The organism is Nonomuraea basaltis, from assembly GCF_005893125.1.
Lineage (GTDB): Bacteria > Actinomycetota > Actinomycetes > Streptosporangiales > Streptosporangiaceae > Nonomuraea > Nonomuraea basaltis.
On sequence record NZ_VCJS01000154.1, the window covers coordinates 1 to 21,363 of the forward strand.

Annotated in this window: 17 protein-coding genes; 10 read left to right on the forward strand and 7 right to left on the reverse strand. The window is 70.1% G+C overall.

The annotated features are described in order from the left end of the window. Positions 1 to 120: 120 nt before the first annotated feature. Together EJK15_RS46845 and EJK15_RS46850 are read right to left on the reverse strand one after the other, a co-directional pair. The gene (locus EJK15_RS46845) at positions 121 to 933 is read right to left on the reverse strand and encodes a DMT family transporter (RefSeq protein WP_240777656.1); all 813 of its coding nucleotides are present in this window, start codon (positions 931 to 933) and stop codon (positions 121 to 123) included. A gap of 36 nt (positions 934 to 969) precedes the next feature. Further along, positions 970 to 1,587, reverse strand: a complete 618-nt coding sequence (locus tag EJK15_RS46850) for a DedA family protein (RefSeq protein ID WP_138716944.1) — start codon at positions 1,585 to 1,587, stop codon at positions 970 to 972. Between the two features lie 470 nt (positions 1,588 to 2,057). Here EJK15_RS46850 and EJK15_RS46855 point away from each other — a divergent pair, with 470 nt between their 5' ends. Continuing rightward, positions 2,058 to 3,233 carry a sensor histidine kinase gene (locus EJK15_RS46855; RefSeq protein ID WP_206061524.1) on the forward strand — a complete coding sequence of 392 codons (1,176 nt, stop codon included), beginning with the start codon at positions 2,058 to 2,060 and terminating at the stop codon, positions 3,231 to 3,233. 65 nt (positions 3,234 to 3,298) lie between these two features. On the opposite strand, the gene EJK15_RS46860 is transcribed toward EJK15_RS46855, so the two are convergent. The 3 genes from EJK15_RS46860 to EJK15_RS46870 all read right to left on the reverse strand — a co-directional run bounded on the left by EJK15_RS46860 (position 3,299) and on the right by EJK15_RS46870 (position 6,062). Further along, positions 3,299 to 3,940 (reverse strand): VC0807 family protein, encoded by a 642-nt coding sequence (locus EJK15_RS46860; protein WP_138716945.1) that lies wholly within the window; start codon positions 3,938 to 3,940, stop codon positions 3,299 to 3,301. 215 nt (positions 3,941 to 4,155) lie between these two features. Then, positions 4,156 to 4,809, reverse strand: a complete 654-nt coding sequence (gene leuE / locus EJK15_RS46865) for a leucine efflux protein LeuE (protein ID WP_138716946.1) — start codon at positions 4,807 to 4,809, stop codon at positions 4,156 to 4,158. Between the two features lie 50 nt (positions 4,810 to 4,859). Further along, positions 4,860 to 6,062 carry a serine hydrolase domain-containing protein gene (locus EJK15_RS46870; RefSeq protein ID WP_138716947.1) on the reverse strand — a complete coding sequence of 401 codons (1,203 nt, stop codon included), beginning with the start codon at positions 6,060 to 6,062 and terminating at the stop codon, positions 4,860 to 4,862. An 89-nt stretch (positions 6,063 to 6,151) separates the two neighbouring features. Between EJK15_RS46870 and EJK15_RS46875 the strand changes: the two genes are divergently transcribed. The 6 genes from EJK15_RS46875 to EJK15_RS46900 all read left to right on the forward strand — a co-directional run bounded on the left by EJK15_RS46875 (position 6,152) and on the right by EJK15_RS46900 (position 14,302). Then, entirely contained in the window at positions 6,152 to 7,012 is an 861-nt protein-coding gene (locus tag EJK15_RS46875) for a TIGR03619 family F420-dependent LLM class oxidoreductase (protein ID WP_138716948.1), read from the forward strand. A 223-nt stretch (positions 7,013 to 7,235) separates the two neighbouring features. Further along, complete coding sequence (locus tag EJK15_RS46880; RefSeq protein WP_138716949.1) at positions 7,236 to 8,627, forward strand: cellulase family glycosylhydrolase; 1,392 nt, start codon at positions 7,236 to 7,238, stop codon at positions 8,625 to 8,627. Positions 8,628 to 8,981: 354 nt separating this feature from the next. Then, the gene (locus EJK15_RS46885; RefSeq protein ID WP_206061525.1) at positions 8,982 to 10,811 is read left to right on the forward strand and encodes a M14 family metallopeptidase; all 1,830 of its coding nucleotides are present in this window, start codon (positions 8,982 to 8,984) and stop codon (positions 10,809 to 10,811) included. Positions 10,812 to 11,067: 256 nt separating this feature from the next. Continuing rightward, the gene (locus EJK15_RS46890) at positions 11,068 to 11,301 is read left to right on the forward strand and encodes a cellulose binding domain-containing protein (RefSeq protein WP_138716950.1); all 234 of its coding nucleotides are present in this window, start codon (positions 11,068 to 11,070) and stop codon (positions 11,299 to 11,301) included. Between the two features lie 281 nt (positions 11,302 to 11,582). After that, positions 11,583 to 12,623, forward strand: coding sequence for a chitinase (locus EJK15_RS46895; RefSeq protein WP_240777657.1), 1,041 nt, complete (start codon positions 11,583 to 11,585; stop codon positions 12,621 to 12,623). Continuing rightward, entirely contained in the window at positions 12,620 to 14,302 is a 1,683-nt protein-coding gene (locus tag EJK15_RS46900) for a carbohydrate-binding protein (protein ID WP_138716951.1), read from the forward strand. Before EJK15_RS46895 ends, EJK15_RS46900 begins: the two co-directional genes overlap by 4 nt. Positions 14,303 to 14,356: 54 nt before the next feature. Here the strand turns inward: EJK15_RS46900 and EJK15_RS46905 are convergent, their stop codons facing one another. After that, positions 14,357 to 15,937 carry a molybdopterin-dependent oxidoreductase gene (locus tag EJK15_RS46905; protein WP_138716952.1) on the reverse strand — a complete coding sequence of 527 codons (1,581 nt, stop codon included), beginning with the start codon at positions 15,935 to 15,937 and terminating at the stop codon, positions 14,357 to 14,359. Positions 15,938 to 16,054: 117 nt separating this feature from the next. Here EJK15_RS46905 and EJK15_RS46910 point away from each other — a divergent pair, with 117 nt between their 5' ends. Continuing rightward, positions 16,055 to 17,446 carry a hypothetical protein gene (locus EJK15_RS46910; RefSeq protein WP_138716953.1) on the forward strand — a complete coding sequence of 464 codons (1,392 nt, stop codon included), beginning with the start codon at positions 16,055 to 16,057 and terminating at the stop codon, positions 17,444 to 17,446. Here the strand turns inward: EJK15_RS46910 and erm are convergent. Beyond that, positions 17,435 to 18,259, reverse strand: coding sequence for an ErmE/ErmH/ErmO/ErmR family 23S rRNA (adenine(2058)-N(6))-methyltransferase (gene erm, locus EJK15_RS46915; protein WP_138716954.1), 825 nt, complete (start codon positions 18,257 to 18,259; stop codon positions 17,435 to 17,437). The genes EJK15_RS46910 and erm overlap by 12 nt on opposite strands. 243 nt (positions 18,260 to 18,502) lie before the next feature. Between erm and EJK15_RS46920 the strand changes: the two genes are divergently transcribed. Both EJK15_RS46920 and EJK15_RS46925 read left to right on the forward strand, forming a co-directional pair. Continuing rightward, on the forward strand, positions 18,503 to 19,564 hold the full coding sequence (locus EJK15_RS46920; RefSeq protein ID WP_138716955.1) for an AAA family ATPase: 1,062 nt from the start codon (positions 18,503 to 18,505) through the stop codon (positions 19,562 to 19,564). Next, positions 19,561 to 21,336, forward strand: coding sequence for a vWA domain-containing protein (locus tag EJK15_RS46925; RefSeq protein WP_138716956.1), 1,776 nt, complete (start codon positions 19,561 to 19,563; stop codon positions 21,334 to 21,336). The genes EJK15_RS46920 and EJK15_RS46925 overlap by 4 nt, the downstream gene beginning before the upstream one ends. Positions 21,337 to 21,363 lie beyond the last annotated feature (27 nt).

Genomic DNA, 21,363 nt, shown 5'->3' on the forward strand with positions numbered 1-21,363 from the left:
GGCGAGGTGGGTGCGGTCGGTGACGCTGTGCAGGGGCATGGCCATGACGGTGACTCCAAATTCACAAGAGAACCCGGCTGGGGGAGGGCTGGGGGAAGAACGGGTGACGACGAGCGAGGATCAGGCGAGGTCGTTGCGGGCCTCCAGGGGGCTGGTGCGGGCCAGGGCGATGGTGCCGGCGGCGGTCAGCGCGGCCGCCGCGATCGGGGCGATCCCGGTCGGCAGCGGCTCGCCGAGCAGCAGCGCGCCGAACGCCACCGCGGTCAGCGGGTCGGCGATCTGCAGCGAGGCGAAGGAGACGCCGAAGTGCCCCACGGCGTAGGCGCGCTGCAGCATCATCAGCGCCAGCAGCGCGGGCACCGGCAGCGCCAGCAGGTACCACCAGTTCCAGGTGCCGTCCACGAGCACGCGCATGAGCGTGGCCGTGGCGCCGTACAGGACGCCGGAGCTGGTCGCGAGCAGCGCCGCCCGGCCCGCCGGCGAGACCGCCCTGGAGCCGGCCCACAGCAGGACCGCCGCGACGCCGGACACGCCCAGCAGCGTGAGCACGCCGTCCGGGTCGAGATGGGTGGGTCCCTCGGACTCCGGGACCAGCAGCACCAGGACGATCAGCCCGGCCGCCACCACCGCCGCCGCGCCCAGTTCCTTGCGGGAGGGCTTGCGCCCGTGCAGCGTGGCGGCGAGGGGCAGGGCGAACAGCAGGCTGGCCACGCCCATCGGCTGGACGATGGTCAGCGGTCCGAGTCCGAGCGCGACGATGTGCAGGCCACCACCCGCCAGGATGGACGCGCCACCGAGCAGCCAGCGCGGCCTCCGCAGCAGGGCGAGAAGTCCCGGCTTGGCCGTACCGGCGGCCTCGAACTGCTGCAGGGCGGCTCCGAGCGCGAAGAACAGCGAACCGACCAGGGCGATCACCGCGGCCAGCACAGTCATGCGCACTCCTTTCAGACGGATGGTTGCCAGGTAACGTCAAACGGACGTGTCCGCCGGAAGACGTTCTGGGGAAACCTGGATGGCGCGTCGCTTCCTAAGCCATCTCACGAGCTCGACGACCACGGTGATGGACACCGCGATGCCCAGGCCCAGCAGCAGGCCCTTGATCGGGTCGTTCTCGAACGCCATCCCGCCGAAGAACCCGATCAGAGCCGAGTAGACGGCCCACGAACTCGCCGCGATCGCGTCGAAGAACGTGAACGAGCGCAGCGGGTGGCGTACCGCGCCCATGGTCAGCGTGGTCGCGGTACGTCCTCCGGGGATGTACCTGGCCACGACCAGGACGAGACCGCCCCGCTCCTCCAGCGCGCCGCGCGCCCAGATGAACGCCTTCTTGTTGCGGAGCCGGCCTGCGGACTTGTTGCCGATCAGATAGGAGATGTGGTCACCCGCGAACGCGCCGAGTGCCGCCACCACGATGATCAGGGCCAGGTTCGTCTCACCGGACGCGGCGAAGACCGCCGCCGTGATCACCGACGTCTCGGCCGGCACGATGGGGAAGAACCCGTCGAGCACGGCCAGGGCGAACAGCGCCGCGTATAACCACGGTGACGACATGACCTGCTGAACCAGGTCGAGCATGGCGTGCGACATGAGCGTGAACTCCAATCGTTAGGGCACTCACACAGCGTGTCGGTGCGAGGCGGCCCAGGACATCGGGGATGCCCCGGGTCGAACTCGGACCCTTCCCCGATGCGGGTCAGGGCCGAGTAACCCTATGAAGGTAGAAACTCCGCAGGTCATGGCACATCGGACGATCGGCACCCACTACCCCCGACTTTCGTCAGGGTCGGGGATGTGACCTCCGGGTGACACCATCGATCCAACCGGTTCGGGCAGGCCGGCACAGGAGTGGAGGTATGCGCTTTGGGGGTGGGGCTAGCTATACCTGGACGGTGCGTTCCGCCCTACCTGTGTCCCTGGCCTCACTCCGTGAGGCGGGCTCGTTCCCGATGTACCGTCCCCCCGCGAGGCGACGGCACTCCCTCACCTGACTTTCGTCAGGGTCGCCTCCTGCCTTTGGACGAGGGCCGCGCCTCCGGGCGGCGGATAACGTCGGTGCGGTGAAGCATCTGCGCCTGCTGCGCCGGGAGAGCCGCCGCCAGGTGGTCTACGACCTGCTGCTCTGGATCTTCCTCGGCATCTTCATCGCCGCCATGGGGCCGGACCCGTTCAAGGATCCGGCCGCGTTCGGCATGGTGACCGCGCCCAGGCTCGCCCTCGCCTCGGTGGCGGTGCTGGTCGGCCGGCGCTGGCCGCTGGCCGCCCTGATGCTGCTGCTGCCGCTCGGGCCGTGGCGGTTCAGCGAGGGGTTCGCGACCGTGGACCTGAGCTGGCTGCTGCCCAGGCGCAACGTCAAGATCCTGCCGATCCTGGCCACCTCACCGTTCATCGCCTGGTACGCCTACCTCACCGGCCGGCGCCTGGTCAGGACCTGGCCGGCGCTGGCGGCGTTCGGCCTGATCGTGCTCGTCGGCGTGGGTGTCGTGCTGGCCAAGGGCGGTGATCTGGCCCTGTGGGTGTCCATGACCACCGCGCTCATCGGCACCTACCTCGTGCCGTACCTGCTGGGGCTGCTGCGGCGCCGGCTCCTGCAGCAGCGGCGGCAGACCAGGCTGTCGGGCGAGGCACAGGCCCGGCTGCGCGAGCGGGCCAGGATCGCGCGGGACATGCACGACTCGCTCGGCCACGACCTGGCCCTGATCGCGGTCCGGGCGGCCGGGCTCGAGCTGGCCCCCGGACTCGACCCGGCGCAGGTCAAGGCGGCGGGGGAGCTGCGGCTGGCGGCCTCCGACGCCACGGAGCGGCTGCGCCAGATCATCGGGCTGCTGCGCGAGGACTCCGACACGCCGCCGCTCGCGCCCGTGGACGAGAACGTGGCCGAGCTGGTGCGGCGGGCCAGGGGCTCCGGCATGTCGATCACTCTGGACCTGGCCCCCGGGCCGGTGCCCGGCCTGGCCCGGGCCGTGGTCCAGGAGGGGCTGACGAACGCCGCCAAGCACGCGCCCGGCGCGGCCGTGCGGGTCTCGGTCGCGCCGCACCGCGTGAGCGTGCGCAATGGGCCGCCGCGCGCCCGCCCCACCGCGCGGCCCGGCGGCCTGGGGCTGGCGGGCCTGCGCGAGCGCGTACGGCTCGCGGGCGGCACGCTGACCGCCGGACCGGCGGGCAACGGCTTCGAGGTGGCCGTCGAGCTCCCCGCGGGGGGCAAGCCCCCCGCGTGCCCCCCGGATGACCAATGAGGAAGAGACGTCTTGTCTGCGGGGGAGCAAGCTCCCCCGCGCTGATGTCAGTTCTGGCCGAGTGGTCAGGTGTGGGCGACGTGCAGCCGGCGCAGGACGCGCTTGAAGGCGAGGATCGAGAAGGTGATCGCCAGCCCGCTGATCACGGCCACCGCTGAGGTCCGCAGCACCATGAACGCGCCCAGCGACCCGGCCAGCGACTCGTAGACGGCCAGGGCGATGCTCAGCGTCGAGTTCATCAGCAGCACGAACGCCCACAGCAGCGTGATCCTGGCGAAGAACCTGCGGATCCGCTCATGCTTGAGCACCGCCGACGGCAGGTGGATGTAGTCGAGCGTGAGCTTCTGCACGAGCGGCTTGTTCAGCCGGACTGAGGCGAGGAACGCCATGCTGATGCAGATCGTGCCCATCTCGGGCTGGATGAAGAACCACATCCACGTGCCCGTCCAGAACGACACGAGCGCCCGGATGGTGATCGCGAACGCGGCCAGCCACATGGTCGCGGGCACCTTGATCCGCCTGATCAGCCGCCACGCCACCCCGAGGTAGACCCAGGCGACGGTCGCGACGAGCGCCCACTTGAATCCGAGGACGACCATGGCCAGATAGAACACCGCCAGCGGCGCCACCACGGCTTCGAGCAGCTGGGGGGCCGCCTGCCGGGCGAGAGCGGTGAGGCGGGGGAGGGTGACCGGAGGATGGTTCAAGGCTGCTCCGCAGATAGGCCGACGATCAGCGACTACCCGGGCTTCAAGGGACCAGGTCTTTCCAGATGGACCGCTCGCACTAACCAGAGCGGCCACTCCCATGTCCCGGGAAGCGCGCCGGTGGCCTACCGTACCCGAGCTGTGATGGTGCGACTGCCTCTTTTGACACGTTCCATCTGTTCCCAACCAAATCAGCAGAGCCTTGAACCTTGCTTTCAGCTGAGTGAAGCCGTGGCCAACTTCGCGCCGAAGCCCAGGAAAACGACGCCGACGCACGAGGTCAGCCCGGCACTGAGCCTCCGGTGCCGGCGGAACTGCTTGGCCAGGAAGGTGCCGCCGAAAATCAGCGCAGTCAGGTAGAGGAAGCTGAAGACCTGGATCACCGCGCCGAGGATCAGGAACGACAGCGCCGGCGCCCCGTAGGACGGATCCACGAACTGGACGAAGAACGAGACGAAGAACAGGATCGCCTTCGGGTTCAGCAGGCTGATCACCAGGGCCTTGCGGAACGGGCGCGGCTGGTGCTCCACGACGATCTCGGGAGAGTCGGCGGCGGCCGCTCTGGCCCGCCACGCCCGCCAGGCGCCCTTGATCATCCTAAAGCCGGTCCAGGCCAGGTAGCCGGCGCCGGCGTACTTGACGATCGTGAACAGCGTCGGGTTCGAGCGCAGCAGGGACTCGGCGCCGGCGGCGGCCAGGAACATCAGCACCGCGTCGCCGGCGAAGACGCCGGCCGCGGCCTTGTAGCCCTGGCCCACGCCGTGCCGGGCGGCGAAGCTGAGGACGTACAGGGAGTTCGGCCCGGGCAGGAGGATGATCAGGAAGGCGCCGATCAGGTAGGCCCAGAAATCCGTGATACCGAAGAACATGCTGCTCGCTCCGGGGGACAGGAGAGGTGACGTGTCACGGTATCGCGTGATTAATCCCCTGGTGAGTACCAGATCCCCCCATAGGCCTGCCGGTAGCCGAGCGCCCGGTACGTCGCGTCCACCATGGCCTGCCCACGCGGATTGATCCCCAGCCCCGTGCCCTGCTTGTTCATGGTGTAGCCGAACGCCAGTCGCGCCGCCGGATCGCAGAACCCGACAGACCCGCCCATCCCCGCGTGCCCGAACGCGGTCGCCGACATCAGCGCCCCCTCGCTGTCGGCGGGCGGCAGGTGCCGGTTGTCCATCGCCTTCATGTATCCCAGGGAGAAGCGCGTCGGCACGGCCAGCACCGTGTCGACGGCCGCCGCGGCGGTGAGCGACATGACCGTCAGGTGCTCCCGGCTGACCAGGTCGCCGCCGCCGAGCGACAGCGGCCGGTACATCCCCGCCAGGCCCCTCGCGTTCGTGATCCCGCCGACGCCCCCGAACTCGGCCGCGTGCGCCGCCCGGCTGTCGGACTCGCCGAGCGCCATGTAGCCGCCCTCGTGAGCCAGCAGCAGCGCGGGGATCGAGGCCGGCTCGGTGAACGCCCTGACGTAGAACGTGGGGGGCGCCTGCGGCGGGTCGGCGGGGATCGTCGGCGCGACCCTGCCCTCCTGCTCCTCCGGCAGCCCGAGCCAGAACTCCAGCCCGAGCGGCTCGGCCACCTCCTCGCGGAAGAATGTGCCGAGCGAGCGCCCGCTCACCCGCCGCACGACCTCCCCGACGAGATAGCCGAAGGTGAACGCGTGGTACCCGTGCGCGGTGCCCGGCTCCCAGAACGGCTCCTCTTGTGCGAGCCGGTCGGCCATCAGCTTCCAGTCGTAGAACGCGCCGACCGGCAGCGGCTCGCGCAGCGCGGGCAGCCCCGCCTGGTGGGCGAGCAGGTGCCGGACGAGCGTCGAGTCCTTGCCCTTGGCGGCGTACTCGGGCCAGTAGCGCACGACCGGCGCGTCGAGATCGAGTTCGCCGCGCGCGGCCAGAATATGGGCGCAGAGCGCGGTCGCGCCCTTGGTGCACGACCAGACGTGGCCGATCGTGTCCCGCTCCCACGGGACGCCGGGCTTCGCCTGGCCGCCCCACAGGTCGACGGCGACCTCGCCGCCGACGATCACACACACCGACGCGCCGGCCTCGCCGCGGGAGGCGAGGTTGGCCTCGAACTCCTCCGCGACCTGGGAGAACCTCGGGTCACACGTACCTTGCACGGTCATTGCCCGAATCCATCACGAAAGAGGGACCCTGTAAACGATGACTTTGCTCTGTCATTCCGGTCAAACAGGCGAACAGAGAGGAGCGAGATATGGATCTCGGAATCGGCCTCCCCACATCGGGGCGGCAGGCGGACCCGGAGGCGATCGTCAGGGTGGCACAGGCGGCCGAGCGGGCAGGGCTGGGGGCGGTGTGGGCGTTCGAGCGGCTGCTGCGGCCGGCCGAGGCGGTGTTCGCCGGCACCGACCAGTCCATGCCGCTGCCCGACAACAACGCGATCGTCTATGACCCGCTGGAGACGCTGGCGTACGTCGCGGCCAAGACCAGCACGATCCGGCTCGGTACGAGCGTCGTGGACGCGCTCTTCCACAGCCCCGTCGTGCTGGCCAAACGCCTGGCCACGCTGGACAGGCTCAGCGGCGGGCGCGCCATGATCGGCCTGGGGCAGGGGTGGATGCAGCAGGAGTTCGACGCAACCGGCGTCCCCGCCAGGCGGCGCGGCGCGGGCTTCGAGGAGCACCTCGCCGCGATGCGAGCCTGCTGGGGCCCCGACCCGGTGAGCTTCGAGGGCCGCTTCTACACCATTCCCGAGTCCGAGATCGGCCCGAAGCCCACCGGGCTGACGCTGCTGGCGGGTGCGGGGGCGCCGGCCGCGATCGAGCGGGCGGCCAGGCTAGGGCTGGGGCTGACCGTGGTGGTGTTCGCCTGGGACCAGCTCAGGGAGGCCGTCCAGACGTACGGCAAGGGCCAGGGACCGCTGGTCGCCCAGGTCAACGGGCCGATCACGGAGCGGCCGCTGGACGAGCGGATGCCGCTGACCGGGTCGGTCGAGCAGGTCGCCGGGGACCTGGCAGAGGCGCGGGCGCTCGGTGTGGAGCATGTCTTCTGGCACGCCTTCGACGACGACCCCGACGAGATGGTGGAGCGCATCGGACGGCTCAATACCTCTTGACCTTCAAGTGGGTGGGCATGCGGCTGTAACTGTGGCAACTGGCCGGCTGGTCGTTCCTGATGTCGTCGGCGGCGGTGGTGGCCCTCATCGGCGCGGGGTCATCACCGTGCTGCAGGCTTGACCGCGACGGTCAAATTGGGTCTTGTCCCCTGACAGGTCACCGATCTACGCTCCTCTTACTGGTTAGTAAAGTTTCCTAATCAATATCGGAGGAGCACCCCTCATGCATCGATCCATGCGGCTCGCCGCTCTGGCCGCGATCGTCATCGCCTCCTTACACGCCGCTCCAGCCCAGGCCGCCACCACGTACGAGGCCGAGAGCGCCACGATCTCCCAGGGCGTGGCCGAGTCGAACCACGCCGGCTACAGCGGCACCGGATTCGTCAACTACGCCAACGTGACCGGCTCGTACGTCGAGTTCACCCTCGACAACGCCACGGCCGGCCCCGCCACCCTGACCTTCAGATACGCCAACGGCACCACCGCCAACCGCCCCATGGCCATCGCCGTGAACGACACCACGACCACCAAGGACTTCCCCGGCACCGGCGCATGGGCCACCTGGCAGGAAACCTCCCTCACCACCACGCTGAACGCCGGCGCCAACACTGTGCGCGCCACAGCCACCACGTCCGGCGGCGGCCCGAACCTGGACCGGCTGACCGTCTCGACCGGCTCGGCCGGAGGCACGCCCGTGCAGGCCAACGGCCAGCTCAGGGTGTGCGGCGTGAAGCTCTGCAACGAGCAGGGCAAGCAGATCCAGCTGCGCGGCATGAGCTCTCACGGCCTCCAGTGGTACTACCAGTGCCTCAACACCGCCTCCCTGGACGCGCTGGCCGGCGACTGGAAGGCCGACGTCCTGCGCATCTCCATGTACATCCAGGAGGACGGCTACGAGACCAACCCGCGGCTGTTCACCGACCGCGTGCACAACCTGATCGAGCAGGCCACCGCGCGGGGCATGTACGCCATCGTCGACTGGCACATGCTCACCCCGGGCGACCCCAACTACAACCTGTCGAGGGCCAGGACCTTCTTCACCGAGATCGCCCAGCGGCACAACGGCAAGAACAACCTGCTCTACGAGATCGCCAACGAGCCCAACGGGGTCTCCTGGTCCACGATCAGGAATTACGCCAACCAGCTCATCCCGGTGATCAGGCAGTACGACCCCGAGACCCCGATCCTGGTCGGCACGCGCGCCTGGTCGTCACTGGGCGTCTCCGACGGCGCGAGCGAGACCGAGATCATCAACAATCCGGTCAGTGCCACCAACATCATGTACACGTTCCACTTCTACGCCGCCTCCCACGGCACCGAGTACCTCAACACGCTGTCCAGGGCCGCCGACCGGATCCCGATGTTCGTCACGGAGTTCGGCACGCAGACGGCCTCCGGCGACGGAGGGAACAACTTCACGAGATCGCAGCAGTATGTGGATCTCATGGCGCAGAAGAAGATCAGCTGGGTGAACTGGAACTACTCCGACGACATGCGCTCGGGCGCCGTCTTCACCCAGGGCACCTGCCCGAACGGCCCCTTCGCCGGCACCTCCCGCCTCAAGCCGGCCGGCGTCTGGGTCCGCGACCGCATCCGCACGGCCGACGACTTCTGACGTCGCCGGGTCCGCACGGATTCTGATCTCGCCGGGTCCGCACGGATTCTGATGTCGCCGGGTCCGCGACAGATCCTGATGTCGCCGGGTCCGCGACAGATCCCGATGTCGCCGGGTCCGCGACAGATTCTGACGTCCTCTCAGCCAGGGTCCCCGCCGACCCTGGCTGGCAGACGCGCTCAGGCCGGCTACGCGGCGGATGACGCCGAAGTTCCGGCCCTGGCGAGCGATCCGCTGGAGGACGTCCTAATCCTCATGTCCGGAAATTTGGGCCTATCCGGGAGATCGTGACGTCTTCACTCTCAGTTCAGGCGCCGGTCAAACCCGAGATCCCGAGCGCCTGAGGAGGACAAGGTGAATCGCCGATTAGTCATCCTGCTGGCCGCCCTCAGCCTGATCTGCCTTACCGGCATGACCGGGGCGGGCGCCTCCGCCGAGCCACCGCCCAACAGGCAGTATCGCGTGGAAGGACCGGCCGACGCGCGGCAGCGCAGCGCCGTCGCCGCGACCGGCGCGGCCATCGAGGAGGTGACCGCGGACGCGGTCCTGGTCACGGCCACGGAAGCCGAGGTCGCCGCCATCAAGCGGCTCGGCTACCGGGTGGCGGAGGTGCCGCGCCCGACACCCCCGTCCGCCGCCGGGGCGCTTGACTTCCCGCCGGCGGACTCCGGCTACCACAACTTCGCGGAGATGACCGCGAACATCAACGCCCTGGTCGCGGCCCATCCGAACATCGTCAGCCAGACGACGTACGGCACGTCGTACGAGGGCCGCGCGCTGCGCCTCATCAAGATCAGCGACAACGTGGGCACCGACGAGGCCGAGCCGGAGGTGCTGTTCACCGCGCACCAGCACGCCCGCGAGCACCTGACGGTCGAGATGGCGCTGTACATCATGCACCTGCTCGCCGACAACTACGGCACCGACTCCCGGATCACCGACCTGGTCAACACCAGAGAGATCTGGATCATGCCGGACATGAACCCGGACGGCGGCGAGTACGACATCGCCACCGGCACCTACCGCTCCTGGCGCAAGAACCGCCAGCCCAATTCCGGCTCCTCGGCCGTCGGCACCGACATGAACCGCAACTGGGCCTACAACTGGGGCTGCTGCGGCGGCTCCTCGGGCTCGACGTCCAGCGAGACCTACCGCGGCGCGAGCGCGGAGTCGGCGCCGGAGGTCAGGGCGGCGGCCAACTGGGTACGCAGCCGCGTCGTCGGCGGCACGCAGCAGCTCAAGGCGCACATCGACTGGCACACCTACAGCGAGCTGATCCTGTGGCCGTACGGCTACACCTACAACGACACCGCGCCGGGCCTGACCCAGGACGACAGGGACGCGCACGCCACGCTCGGCCAGAACATGGCCTCCACCAACAGCTACACGCCCGAGCAGGCCAGCGACCTCTACATCACCGACGGCACCATCGACGACTGGATGTGGGGCGTCTACAAGATCTTCAGCTTCACCTTCGAGATGTACCCGAGAACCTCCAGCCCCGGCTTCTACCCACCCGACGAGCAGATCGGCCCCCAGACCACCCGCAACAGAGAGGCCGTGCTCCGCTTCCTCGAATACTCAGACTGCGTCTACCGGATCATCGGCAAGGAGGCCCAGTACTGCGGCACCGGCAACCCGCCGGTGACCGTCTACTCCGACACGTTCGAGACGGCGACCGGCTGGACCGTGAACCCGTCCGCCACCGACGCCGCCACCCTGGGCCAGTGGGAGCAGGGCGACCCCGAGGCCACCACCTCGTCGGGCGCCAAGCAGCTGGGCACGACGGTCAGCGGCACGAACGGCCTGGTCACCGGCCGTCTGGCGGGCTCTTCGGCGGGCGCCAATGACATCGACGGCGGCGTCACGTCGATCCAGTCGCCGCCGATCACCCTGCCGTCGACAGGCTCGCTGAACCTGTCGTTGTCGTGGTATCTGGCGCACGGCTCGAACTCCTCCAGCGCCGACTACTTCCGGGTCCGCGTGGTGGGCAACACCACGACCACCGTGCTGAACCAGACCGGCGCGGCCTCGAACCGCAACGGCGCGTGGGCCACGGCCACGGCCGGCCTGAACGCCTTCGCGGGCCAGACGGTCCGCATCCTCATCGACGCGGCCGACGCATCAGGGGCCTCCCTGGTCGAGGCGGGCGTCGACGACGTCAGGATCACCCAGCAACCGTAGACCGCACCGCTCTCCGCCGTACAAGGCCCCGTGCCTTGTACGGCGGAACCATGTTTTGGGTCTTGTAAGGACGGATTGTCAAAGCTACGATCGCGACAACTCTTAGGAAACTTTCCTAAAAGTAATCATCAATCGGACAAAACCTTACTGCCTCCGCAAAGCCTTCCGGCCCTGGGCCACTGCCCGTGCCGCACGGTTCGTCGCTCTCACCCCCCGGCGCGAGCCGTGCGGCACGTCACACCCCAAAGGAAGAACCGTGAAACACTGCGCGATCCTCTTGGCGTTCGCGAACTTCGCATTGAGCCTCATCGGCCCGCCCGCCCAGGCCGCTGCGGCCACTGCGACCTTCGTCAAGGTCGCCGACTGGGGCTCCGGCTTCGACGGTAAGGTCACCGTCAGCAACGGCACCTTCACGGCCATGACGGACTGGAACGTCCGGTTGGACGCCCCAGCCAGCATCTCAATTCCATGCGCGTGGACGTGGTCATGAACGGCTCGCGCTCTCACCGTTCCTCGGCGCAGGGCGGGAGCGCGCCCCGCGCAGCGGCACGCCCCGAACGGTCTTGGGCGCACTGGTCCCCCACGTTCAACCCCGGGCGGCGACGCACGTCCCGCGTGCGGTCCGATCCAGGGCGGCAGGTTCCCTGCGACCCGGCCATGCCGGCGCGGGCAATGACAACCGGGGAGGCCCCGACCCATCACTCCGGTGGAACGGGGGCCCCGAAAGTCGACGCCGCGCCAAACAGCCCAGATCGTTTACGCGCTGTACGCATGCGACTTCGGCGTGTCAACACTGGCCTCGGCGCGTGCGAGACCCACACCTACGCCGTCAAGGCGTACAACGCCGAAGGGGAGTCGGCTCCCGGCGACCCCGTGACCGTCACCACCGCCGGCTGCACGGGCGGCGGCGGGACGCTGCCCAAGCACTTCCTCACCGGCTACTGGCACAACTTCGTCAACGCCGCGACCGAGCTCAAACTCTCGGCCGTGCCCAACGAGTACGACCTGGTCGCGATCGCGTTCGGCGAGGCCACGGCCACCCCGGGCGAGGTCGTCTTCGCGCTCGACCCCGGCCTGGCCACGGCGGTCGGCGGCTACACCGACGCCCAGTTCAAGGCCGACGTCCAGGCCCTGCACCAGCGGGGCAAGAAGGTCATCCTGTCCGTCGGCGGCGAGGCCGGACGCGTGCAGGTCGCCGACTCCGCCGCCGCGACGAGGTTCGCCGACTCGGTGTACGCGCTCATGCGGAGCTACGGCTTCGACGGCGTGGACATCGATCTGGAGAACGGCCTCAACGCCACCTACATGGCCCAGGCGCTGCGCTCCCTGCGCTCGAAGGCCGGCGCGGACCTGATCATCACCATGGCCCCGCAGACCATCGACATGCAGTCGACCGGGATGGAGTACTTCAAGCTCGCCCTGTCGATCAAGGACATCCTCACCGTCGTCCACACGCAGTTCTACAACTCCGGCTCCATGCTCGGCTGCGACCAGGCCTTCGCGTACGGGCAGGGGACCGTGAACTTCATGACCGCGCTGGCCTGCATCCAGCTCGAAAGCGGCCTGCGCCCCGACCAGGTCGCGCTGGGCCTGCCGGCCGGGCCCGGCGCCGCGGGCGGCGGCGTCGTTCAGCCCTCCCTCGTCAACCAGGCGCTCGACTGCCTGGCCAAGCGGACCAGCTGCGGGACCTTCGTGCCGCCGCGCGCCTACCCGGACATCAGGGGCGCGATGACCTGGTCCATCAACTGGGACGCCAGCAACAACTGGTCCTTCTCCAAGACCGTCAAGCCGCACCTCCAGGGAATGCCATGAAATTTCGCAGCAAACTCACCGCATTACTCGCCGGCACGGTCCTCGCTCTGACCGGTGCCGGGCTCGCCACCGGCGCCCCCGCCGCCCACGGCGCGGTCCAGCAGATGGCCGCCGCCTGGGCCCCGTGGACCTCCTACGCCGTCGGCGCGGTCGTCACCTACAACGGCGTCGACTACGTCTGCCTCCAGGCCCACACCTCCCAGCCCGGCTGGGAGCCGCCGAACGTGCCCGCCCTCTGGAAGGCCGGCACCGGGGGCGGCGGCGACACCACCGCGCCGTCCGTGCCCGGCAGCCTCCGCTCGACCGGCGTCACCTCCAGCAGCGTCTCGCTGGCCTGGAACGCCTCCACCGACAACGTGGGCGTCACCGGCTACAACGTCTACCGCGGCGGCACCCTGGTCACGACCGTGACCGGCACGACCTACACCGACACCGGCCGCGCGGCCAACACCGGCTACACCTACACGGTCCGGGCCCGCGACGCCGCCGGGAACCTCTCCGGCAACAGCAACTCCGTCACGGCCACCACCTCGGGCGGCACTGGCGCGCCCGGCCAGCCGGGCACGATCAGCACGTCCGTCACCAGCTCCAGCATCTCGCTCAGCTGGGGCGCCTCCTCCGGAACGGTGACCGGCTACCGCGTGTACGAGGGCTCCACCCAGCGGGCCCAGGTCACCGGCACCAGCGCGACGATCTCCGGCCTCGGCGCGTGCACGACGCACACCTACACCGTGAAGGCGTACAACTCTGCGGGCGAGTCGACCGGCCGCAACGCCACCGCCACCACGAGCGGCTGCAGCAACCCCGGCAAGATGGCCGGAGCGCCGTACCTCTACATGGGCTGGGGCAACCCGCCCAACCCGGGCACCGTCATGGACGCGACCGGCGTCAGGTCGTTCACGATGGCGTTCATCCTGTCCAGCGGCGGCTGCACCCCGGCCTGGGACGGCAACCGTCCGCTGACCGGCGGCGCCGACCAGCAGGCGATCAACACGATCAAGTCCAAGGGCGGCAGCGTCCAGATCTCCTTCGGCGGCTGGTCGGGCAACAAGCTCGGGCCCAACTGCTCCACGCCGCAGGCGTTCGCGAACGCGGTGCAGCAGGTCATCAACGCCGTCGGCCCCGCCGTCGTGGACTTCGACATCGAGAACACCGACGAGTTCGAGAACTACACCGTCCAGGACCGGATCCTGAACGGCCTCAAGATCGTCAAGCAGAACAACCCGAACGTCAAGGTCGTCGTCACCTTCGGCACCACGAGGACCGGCCCGAACGCCCACGGCATCCGGCTGATCAACCAGTCCAGGGCGCTGGGCGTGCCGATCGACAACTACACGATCATGCCGTTCGACTTCGGCAGCCCCAACATCTACCAGGACACGGTCAACGCCTCCGAAGGGCTGAAGAACGCGCTCAAGAGCGCCTTCGGCTGGACCGACGCGCAGGCGTACGCCCGCATGGGCATCTCCGGCATGAACGGCCTGTCCGACCAGCAGGAGCTCACCACCCCGTCCACCTGGACGCAGATCCGTGACTGGGCCAGGTCCAAGGGCCTGACCAGGCTCGCGTACTGGGCCGTCAACCGCGACCGCCCGTGCCCCGGCGGCGGCGTGGTGTCGAACTGCAGCGGCATCGCCCAGTCCGACTGGGAGTTCACCAGGATCACCGCCGGCTTCTGACCCGCGGCACCCGCCCCGCCCCTCGCCAAGGGGCGGGGCCCCAGGGGAACGGGCTCACCTGACGCGGACGAGCTGAGTGGGCTTGAGCGGGACGCCCAGGCCCGGCGGGCGGTACGTCGGCAGCGCCTCGCCGTACTCGTGCATCCACGCGTGGTCCACCAGCAGCCGCATCCGCCCGCCCTCCGCCCGGCCGCCCGGCTCGGCCACGGCCGTGCGGCCGGCCAGCTTCGCCACCGCGTCGGCCACCAGCTCCGCGTCCGGCTGCGACAGGTCGCAGTGGTCGTCGGGCCCGATGAGCAGGTCCACGCCGGGCGGCAGCGGATAGATCGGCCTCGGCAGCGCGAGCACGCGCGGCGGCGGCGCCATCGGCCAGCCGTCGCGCACCGCCTCCAGCAGCACCGACCGCGACGTGCGGCGCTCGAACAGCCCCTCGGCCAGCGCCCAGCTCAGCGCGCCCACGTCCGAGCGGTCCTCGCCGCAGGCGTGCAGGCACAGGTACGGCACCAGCGGGATCCCCGCCCCGCCCACCTGCGCCCAGCCGCCGCCGCACCCGGTCAGCACCAGCAGCGCCAGCATCGCCCGGTAGGCGGTGTCGGCATGCGGCGTCTCGAGCCGGCCCGGCACGATGACGCACCGCCCGCCGGTCTTCTCCGCCGTCACGCCCAGCTCGCGCGCGATCTTCAGCGCGCGCGACGCGGGCACGCCGGTGCAGGCCTCCTGCCAGCCGGGCGTGTACGGCTCGGCGCGGTCGTCGTACCCGTCCGGCCAGCCGCCCGGCAGTCCAGGCCGCCCCACCCCGTAGACCGCCAGCAGCAGATCGAACACGGTCGTCACCAGGTCGTCGCCGTCCCGCAGCACCGGCACACCGCGCCGCAGCACCCCGGGCCCGTCGTCGAAGCGCGGCAGCAGCACCTCGACCGCCTCGCCCCCGTACACGGTGAGCCGGTCGCAGACCCGCCCCAGCACCACCCCGCCGGGCACGTACGCCTCTTCCCTGGGCCGCAGCCGCACCAGGAACGGCAGGTCCGTGCGCTCCATGGCGTGCTCGGCGAACGGCGTCCGGCCCAGGAAGAACTCCTTGAGCAGCACGTGCCCCATGGCCATGGCCAGGGCCCCGTCCGTGCCGGGCCGCACGACCATGGTCTCGTCCGACAGCCGCGTCGGGTGGGTGCCGATCGCGACCACCTTCTGGCCCTTGTACCGCCCGGGGATCACCCACGGCGTGTCGGCCGTCCGTACCAGCCGGTTGTTCTCGCCCCACAGCAGCACGTACGCCGCCCGCGCCCAGTCCTCGGCCCTCGGACCGGCGAAGCGCGGCCCCAGCACCTGCTCCGGCGCGCACGGATGCTCGGTCAGCACCGCGCCGCCGAGCCCGCCGACGAGCCGCGCCAGCGGCGAGGTGGCCAGCGCCGCCACCCGCTCGGCGCCGTGCTGCGCGGCGGTGTGCACGATCGCGGCCGCGACCAGCTCGGCGGCGGTGCCGTCGTCGAGCGGCACCCGCCGCTCACCTCTCGCCCGGATGTATTGCTGAGAGTTCCCTGTGAGTTTCGCCCAGGCCGCGACCGGGTCGCGCAGCCCATTCCTCACCTCGAAGTAGAGCCTGACCAGTGCCTGATTGACCTGCGATCCCCCCATGGAAAAAGTTCAACACAGACAGTGATGCTCTATCGCCATACGTGTCGGCATGTCGGGGATAAGAATCGGAACCCCAGGTGGCGGCACTCAGATTGTTACGGCAGGCTAGATGCCGTCATGGATTACGCAGTCCTCACGGGGATAGTCCTCGTCGCCGGTGTCCTGTTCGCCCTCGTCGCCCAGTGGCGCGACTGGCGGCCACCTCTCGTCGTCGCGATCGTCGTGGGCGTTGCCGTGCGGGTGCTCATCATGTACACCTCGGCGATCGATTCATGGCAGCCCGTCGACTTCATGGAGAGCTTCAAGCCGGCGGGCGAGGCCGTGGTGCGGGGCGAGGACCCCGTACTGGCCAGTGAGGGCGGCTGGCACTTCCTGCCGACCATCCCCTACGTGTACGGCATCCTGCTGTGGCTCGGCATCCCGTGGGAATACGGCGGACGCCTGGTCACCGTGGTCGCCGACATCGTGCTCATCCCGCTGGTCGCCAAGCTGGCCGGCGGCCCGAAGGCGTCGCTGCGCGCCCTGCAGTACGCGCTCAACCCGCTCGCCCTGCTGGTCGCCTCCGTGCACGGCCAGGTCGAGCCGGTCGCGCTCATGTTCGGCGTGGCCGCGTTCGTCGTCGCCCGCGGCCCCGGCGCGCCGGAGCGGGCCGGCATGGTCACCGACGTGGTCGCCAAGGTACGCAACGGCGTGGCGGCGTACGGCGTGCGCGCCTCGATCCCGCGCGTGATCGGCCGCGGCGGCATGCTGCACCGCGCCCTGCTGCCCGATTCCGACGACCTGGCCGGCCTCAAGCGGGGCGCGCTGGCGGGGCTGCTGATGGGCCTGGCGCTGTGCGCGAAGAGCTGGCCGATCTGGCTGATCCCCGGCATGCTGCTGCTCCTGCCCAACCTGCGCTCCCGGGTCGCCGGCCTGTTCACCACCGGGCTGGTGCCGCTGTTCTTCCTGGTCACGCTGCCGGTCTTCGCGGGCACGTCGCTCAAGCAGATCCCCGCGGTCATCGACACCATCAGGGACATCCGGCCGATCGTCGGCGAGTGGGGCTGGACCCCTTGGTTCACCGAGGGGCAGTGGGCGCTGAAGCCGGAGCTGGCCTCGTTCGGCACGAACCTCATCTACCTCAGCGTCATCCTCGTGATCGTCATCTGGCGGCGGGCCGACCCGATCGACATGACGATGGCCATCCTGCTCGTCTTCATGGTCATGACCCCCCGGCTCGGCGCTCAATACCTGCTGTGGTTCATGCCGTTCCTGATCGCCAGGCCCACGAGGTTCGCCTGGCCGGCCATCCTGGGCACCTCGTTCTGGGCGGCGTACGGCTACCTCTACATGACCCAGTTCGACTTCAACGGCTGGTGGATTCAGCACGGCAGCTGGTCGCGGTGGTCGATCGTGCTGCTGCCGATCCTGGCGCTGGCCATGCCGTGGGGCCGCCGCGACGCGACGGCCCCGCGACTGGCCCCCGCCGTGCAGCCCACGGCGGGGCCCAAGGTCACCTCACCGGCATAGCCACCTCCACAGCGTGATCCACTGATCCGGGTGGACGTGGCCCACGACGGTGCCGCGGGCCACGCCCGCGGCCTCCAGCGCGGCGTCCACCCCCTGGTAGCGGGTCCGCAGTGAGGCGCGCACCGACCCGCCGACGCCGCCGAACCCCAGCTCGACCAGCTCCTGGTAGGAGCGCCGGCCGGTCACGAGCGGCTCGGGGCGCCGCTGGATGCGCAGGATCGCCGAGTCGACCGACGGCACGGGACGGAAGCTCTCCCTGCCGATCGTGTCGCCGAGCCGCCAGCCGAACCAGGGCCACGACTCCACCGTGACCAGGCTCCAGCGGCCGTAGTCGCCCGCGCGCTTGCGGGCGTACTCCCGCTGGGTGAGCAGCGTCGCCGAGGTCAGGCCCGGCGCCCGCAGGCACCAGTCCACGATCTTCGACGTCACCGAGTAGGGGATGTTGCCCACGACCGCGAACGGCTCGCGCGGCGCCCGCGCGACCGTGAAGTCGCCCCTGACCACGTCGATCCGGGGATCGTTGCGGGTGCGCGCGGCCAGCCGCCCGGCCAGCAGGGGGTCGATCTCGTAGCCGACGACCCGCGCGCCCGCCTCGGCCAGCGCCAAGGTGAGCGCCCCTTCCCCCGGCCCGGGCTCCAGCACGAGCCCTTCGGGAGCGGCGGCCTTCACCATCAGCTCGACGGCATGCCTGTCGGCCATGAAATTCTGCGAGAGCGTGCGCCGCGCCCGATCTCTGGGCGTGCGGCCGCCACCGCCGGTCCTGGCCTTCTTCTGGGTGTGAGAATAATTTCCGTGCGCGAAATTCTGCGCCACAGCACTGCCCTTTCGGGTCCTCGAGAGTGAAACGGGTCTCGAAGGGCCCTGGGCGCGCGTGCGGACGCTCAGCCTCGGTTGATCGCGTCCGCTAGCGGGCCAGAGCCCGGCTGTGGCGGATGCGAATGAAAACCTGGCAGGAGAACATGCATGACATGCGTGTCACTGTAGGCCGGGGCTGATCAGGCGGGCAAAGCAATAAATGTGATGCGCGTGCCGTGCCGATTCGTCACCCTGGACGGCATGCAGGCAACGGTCACGGTGACTCCGGCGCAGCTCCCCGAGCTGTTGCTGCACGTCGCCGTGGTACGCCCGGTGTTCCTGTGGGGCGCGCCCGGCATCGGAAAGAGCTCGCTGGTGCGCGAGTTCGCCGGCTCGCTCGGCCTGGAGTGCGTGACGCTGCTCGGCACCCAGCTCGCTCCCGAGGACCTGATCGGCGTGCCCGAGCTGGTGAACGGGCGCAGCCGGTTCGCGCCGCCCGAGTCGATCGCCAGGGCGGAGCCTTACTGCCTGTTCCTGGACGAGCTCAACGCCTCCGCGCCCGAGGTGCAGAAGGCGTTCTACTCGCTGATCCTGGACCGCAGGATCGGCACGTACGAGCTGCCAGCCGGCTCCGTGGTGATCGGCGCGGGCAACCGGGCCACCGACAACGCGCTGGCCCGCCCGATGGCCTCCGCGCTGATCAACCGGCTGGTCCACGTCCACCTGCGGGCCTCGGCCGACGACTGGCTGAAGTGGTTGGCCGTCAACGGCATCCACCCGTGGATCATCGACTACCTGGTGCAGCGGCCCGACCACCTGTGGAGCCCGCCGCCGAAGACCGAGGAGCCGTTCTCCTCGCCCCGGGCCTGGCACATGCTGTCGGACGTGCTCGTCTCCTACGGTGACGACGTGGCCGACGAGACCCTCGCGATGCTGGCGTTCGGCACGCTCACCGCCACGCACGCCTCCGCCTTCCGCGCCTACGTCAAGACCGTGCGGCACGCGTACGACCTGGAGGCCGTGCTGAAGGGGGAGGCTCCCTGGCCCCGGCGGCCCGAGGAGCGCGACCTGCTCTACTTCCTGGCGGAGGCGTTTCGCGTCCGCCTGATCAAGGAGCTGCCCGCGGACAAGCGCGGAGCCTCCGGCCGGGGCCGCGACCTGGGTTTCCGCGCCAAGACGCTGCTGGTCGAGCTGGCCGAGATCTCCCTCGAATGCGCCCAGCTGGTCATCGCCAACAACGCCGACGGCGTGCCCGCGCTGCCCACCTGGTTCCTGGTCGAGGTCGGCAGGGACGTGCCGCGGCTGATGGCGGCCCGGTCATGAGCCGGCGAAAGGCCAAGGCCGACCCGTGGCGGGCCGAGGTCCACAAGGGCTGGAACGCCGTCAGCCGGCAGCCGCTGTTCCGCGTCTTCCACAGCTACCTGACGGAGGCCGAGGACGGAGAGCTGGCGAACGACACCTGGGCGATCGTCACCGACGACGGCGACGTGCGTCACCACCCCAAACGCCGCGCCCCCGCCGAGGAATGGTCGTGGGTCTTCGCCCACCTCCTGCTGCACCTCGGCTTCGGCCACGCGGACCCGCGCGGCTGCGCGCCCAAGGACGTCGACGGCGACCGCCCCGACCCCGCCTACCACGCCGCCTGCTGCGTGGCCGTGGAGCGGTTCCTGCGCACGCTGAAGCTCGGCCGCTGCCCCGCGCCGCTCCCCGGCGACCTGCCCGAGCACGACGAGGTGGCGCTGTCGGAGCGGTGGCGCAGGCTCGGCGTCCCCGCCCGGTTCCGGCCGCTCGGCCGGCCCGACTTCCACATCGGCTCGGCGAAGCTGGCCGAGGACCTGGACTTCCAGCGGACGTTCGCGATCGGCATCGCCGAGGCGGCCACCACCGCGCTCGACCGGGCGGGCGAGCCGCGCACCCCTGTCGAAGGGCACGTCAAGGGGCCCTGGGACGTGGCGCTGCGCTGGTTCGTGTCGTCATATCCGCTGCTCGGCGCGCTGGCCGCGGGCATGAAGATCGTCTCGGACGCGGAGCTGGCCAGAGGCTGGGACATCTCGATCGCCGCGGTCAGCGCCGAGGCGGGCGAGATCTACGTCAACCCGCTCGCCCATCACTCGGAGCCCGAATGGCGTTTCGTGCTGGCCCACGAGATGCTGCACGCCGCGTTGCGCCACGGTGAGCGGTGCGGCCTGCGCGACCCGTACCTGTGGAACGTCGCCTGCGACTACGTGATCAACGGCTGGCTGGTCGAGATGGGCGTCGGCGAGATGCCCGAGGGGCTGCTGTTCGACCAGTCGCTGAGCGGCCTGTCCGCCGAGGCGGTCTACGACCGGATCGCCACCGACCTGCGGCGCATCAGGAAACTGGCCACCCTGCGCGGACGCGGGCTCGGCGACGTGCTCGACCGCCCGCCGCGCCGCGCCGGCGGGTACGTCGACCTCGACGACTACTACCGCAACGCCCTCTGCACCGGGCTTGCCTACCACCAGTCGAGCGGGCGCGGGTTCCTGCCCGCCGGGCTCGAACAGGAGATCCGCGCGCTCGACCAGCCGCCGCTGCCCTGGGACGCCCAGCTCGCGCGGTGGTTCGACGAGCACTTCCAGCCCGAGGAGAGGCGGCGCTCCTACGCCCGCGCCTCCCGCAGGCAGGCGTCGAGCCCGGACATCCCGCGGCCCGGCCGGATACGGCCGGAGGAGGTGGTGCGCAGGCCCACGTTCGGGGTCGTGCTGGACACCTCGGGCTCCATGGACGTGAAGCTGCTCGGCAAGGCGCTCGGCGCGATCGCCTCCTACGCCGCCGCCCGCGACGTGCCCCGCGCCCGCGTGGTCTTCTGCGACGCGACCGCCTACGACGCGGGATACCTGCCGGTCGAGGAGATCGCGGGCAAGGTCAGGGTGCGCGGCCGCGGCGGCACGATCCTCCAGCCGGGCGTCAAGCTGCTCGAACAGGCCGGCGACTTCCCGCCGGACGGTCCCATCCTGGTGATCACCGACGGTCAGTGCGATGTGTTGCGCATCCGGAGGGAGCACGCGTTCCTGGTGCCGCAGGGCGCCTCCCTGCCGTTCAGAGCACGCGGGCCGGTCTTCTTCCTGAAGTGAGCGCTTTGAGCTGGCATTGAGCTGGCT

Excerpts from the sequence above, each read along its gene's own strand:
- EJK15_RS46900 (WP_138716951.1), top strand. The coding sequence starts at position 12,620 with ATGAAATTTCGCAGCAAACTCACCGCATTACTCGCCGGCACGGTCCTC.
- leuE (WP_138716946.1), bottom strand. The coding sequence starts at position 4,809 with ATGTTCTTCGGTATCACGGATTTCTGGGCCTACCTGATCGGCGCCTTC.
- EJK15_RS46870 (WP_138716947.1), bottom strand. The coding sequence starts at position 6,062 with ATGACCGTGCAAGGTACGTGTGACCCGAGGTTCTCCCAGGTCGCGGAG.
- EJK15_RS46905 (WP_138716952.1), bottom strand. The coding sequence starts at position 15,937 with ATGGGGGGATCGCAGGTCAATCAGGCACTGGTCAGGCTCTACTTCGAG.
- EJK15_RS46875 (WP_138716948.1), top strand. The coding sequence starts at position 6,152 with ATGGATCTCGGAATCGGCCTCCCCACATCGGGGCGGCAGGCGGACCCG.
- EJK15_RS46850 (WP_138716944.1), bottom strand. The coding sequence starts at position 1,587 with ATGTCGCACGCCATGCTCGACCTGGTTCAGCAGGTCATGTCGTCACCG.
- EJK15_RS46880 (WP_138716949.1), top strand. The coding sequence starts at position 7,236 with ATGCATCGATCCATGCGGCTCGCCGCTCTGGCCGCGATCGTCATCGCC.
- EJK15_RS46910 (WP_138716953.1), top strand. The coding sequence starts at position 16,055 with ATGGATTACGCAGTCCTCACGGGGATAGTCCTCGTCGCCGGTGTCCTG.
- EJK15_RS46925 (WP_138716956.1), top strand. The coding sequence starts at position 19,561 with ATGAGCCGGCGAAAGGCCAAGGCCGACCCGTGGCGGGCCGAGGTCCAC.
- EJK15_RS46895 (WP_240777657.1), top strand. The coding sequence starts at position 11,583 with ATGCGACTTCGGCGTGTCAACACTGGCCTCGGCGCGTGCGAGACCCAC.
- EJK15_RS46845 (WP_240777656.1), bottom strand. The coding sequence starts at position 933 with ATGACTGTGCTGGCCGCGGTGATCGCCCTGGTCGGTTCGCTGTTCTTC.
- EJK15_RS46920 (WP_138716955.1), top strand. The coding sequence starts at position 18,503 with ATGCAGGCAACGGTCACGGTGACTCCGGCGCAGCTCCCCGAGCTGTTG.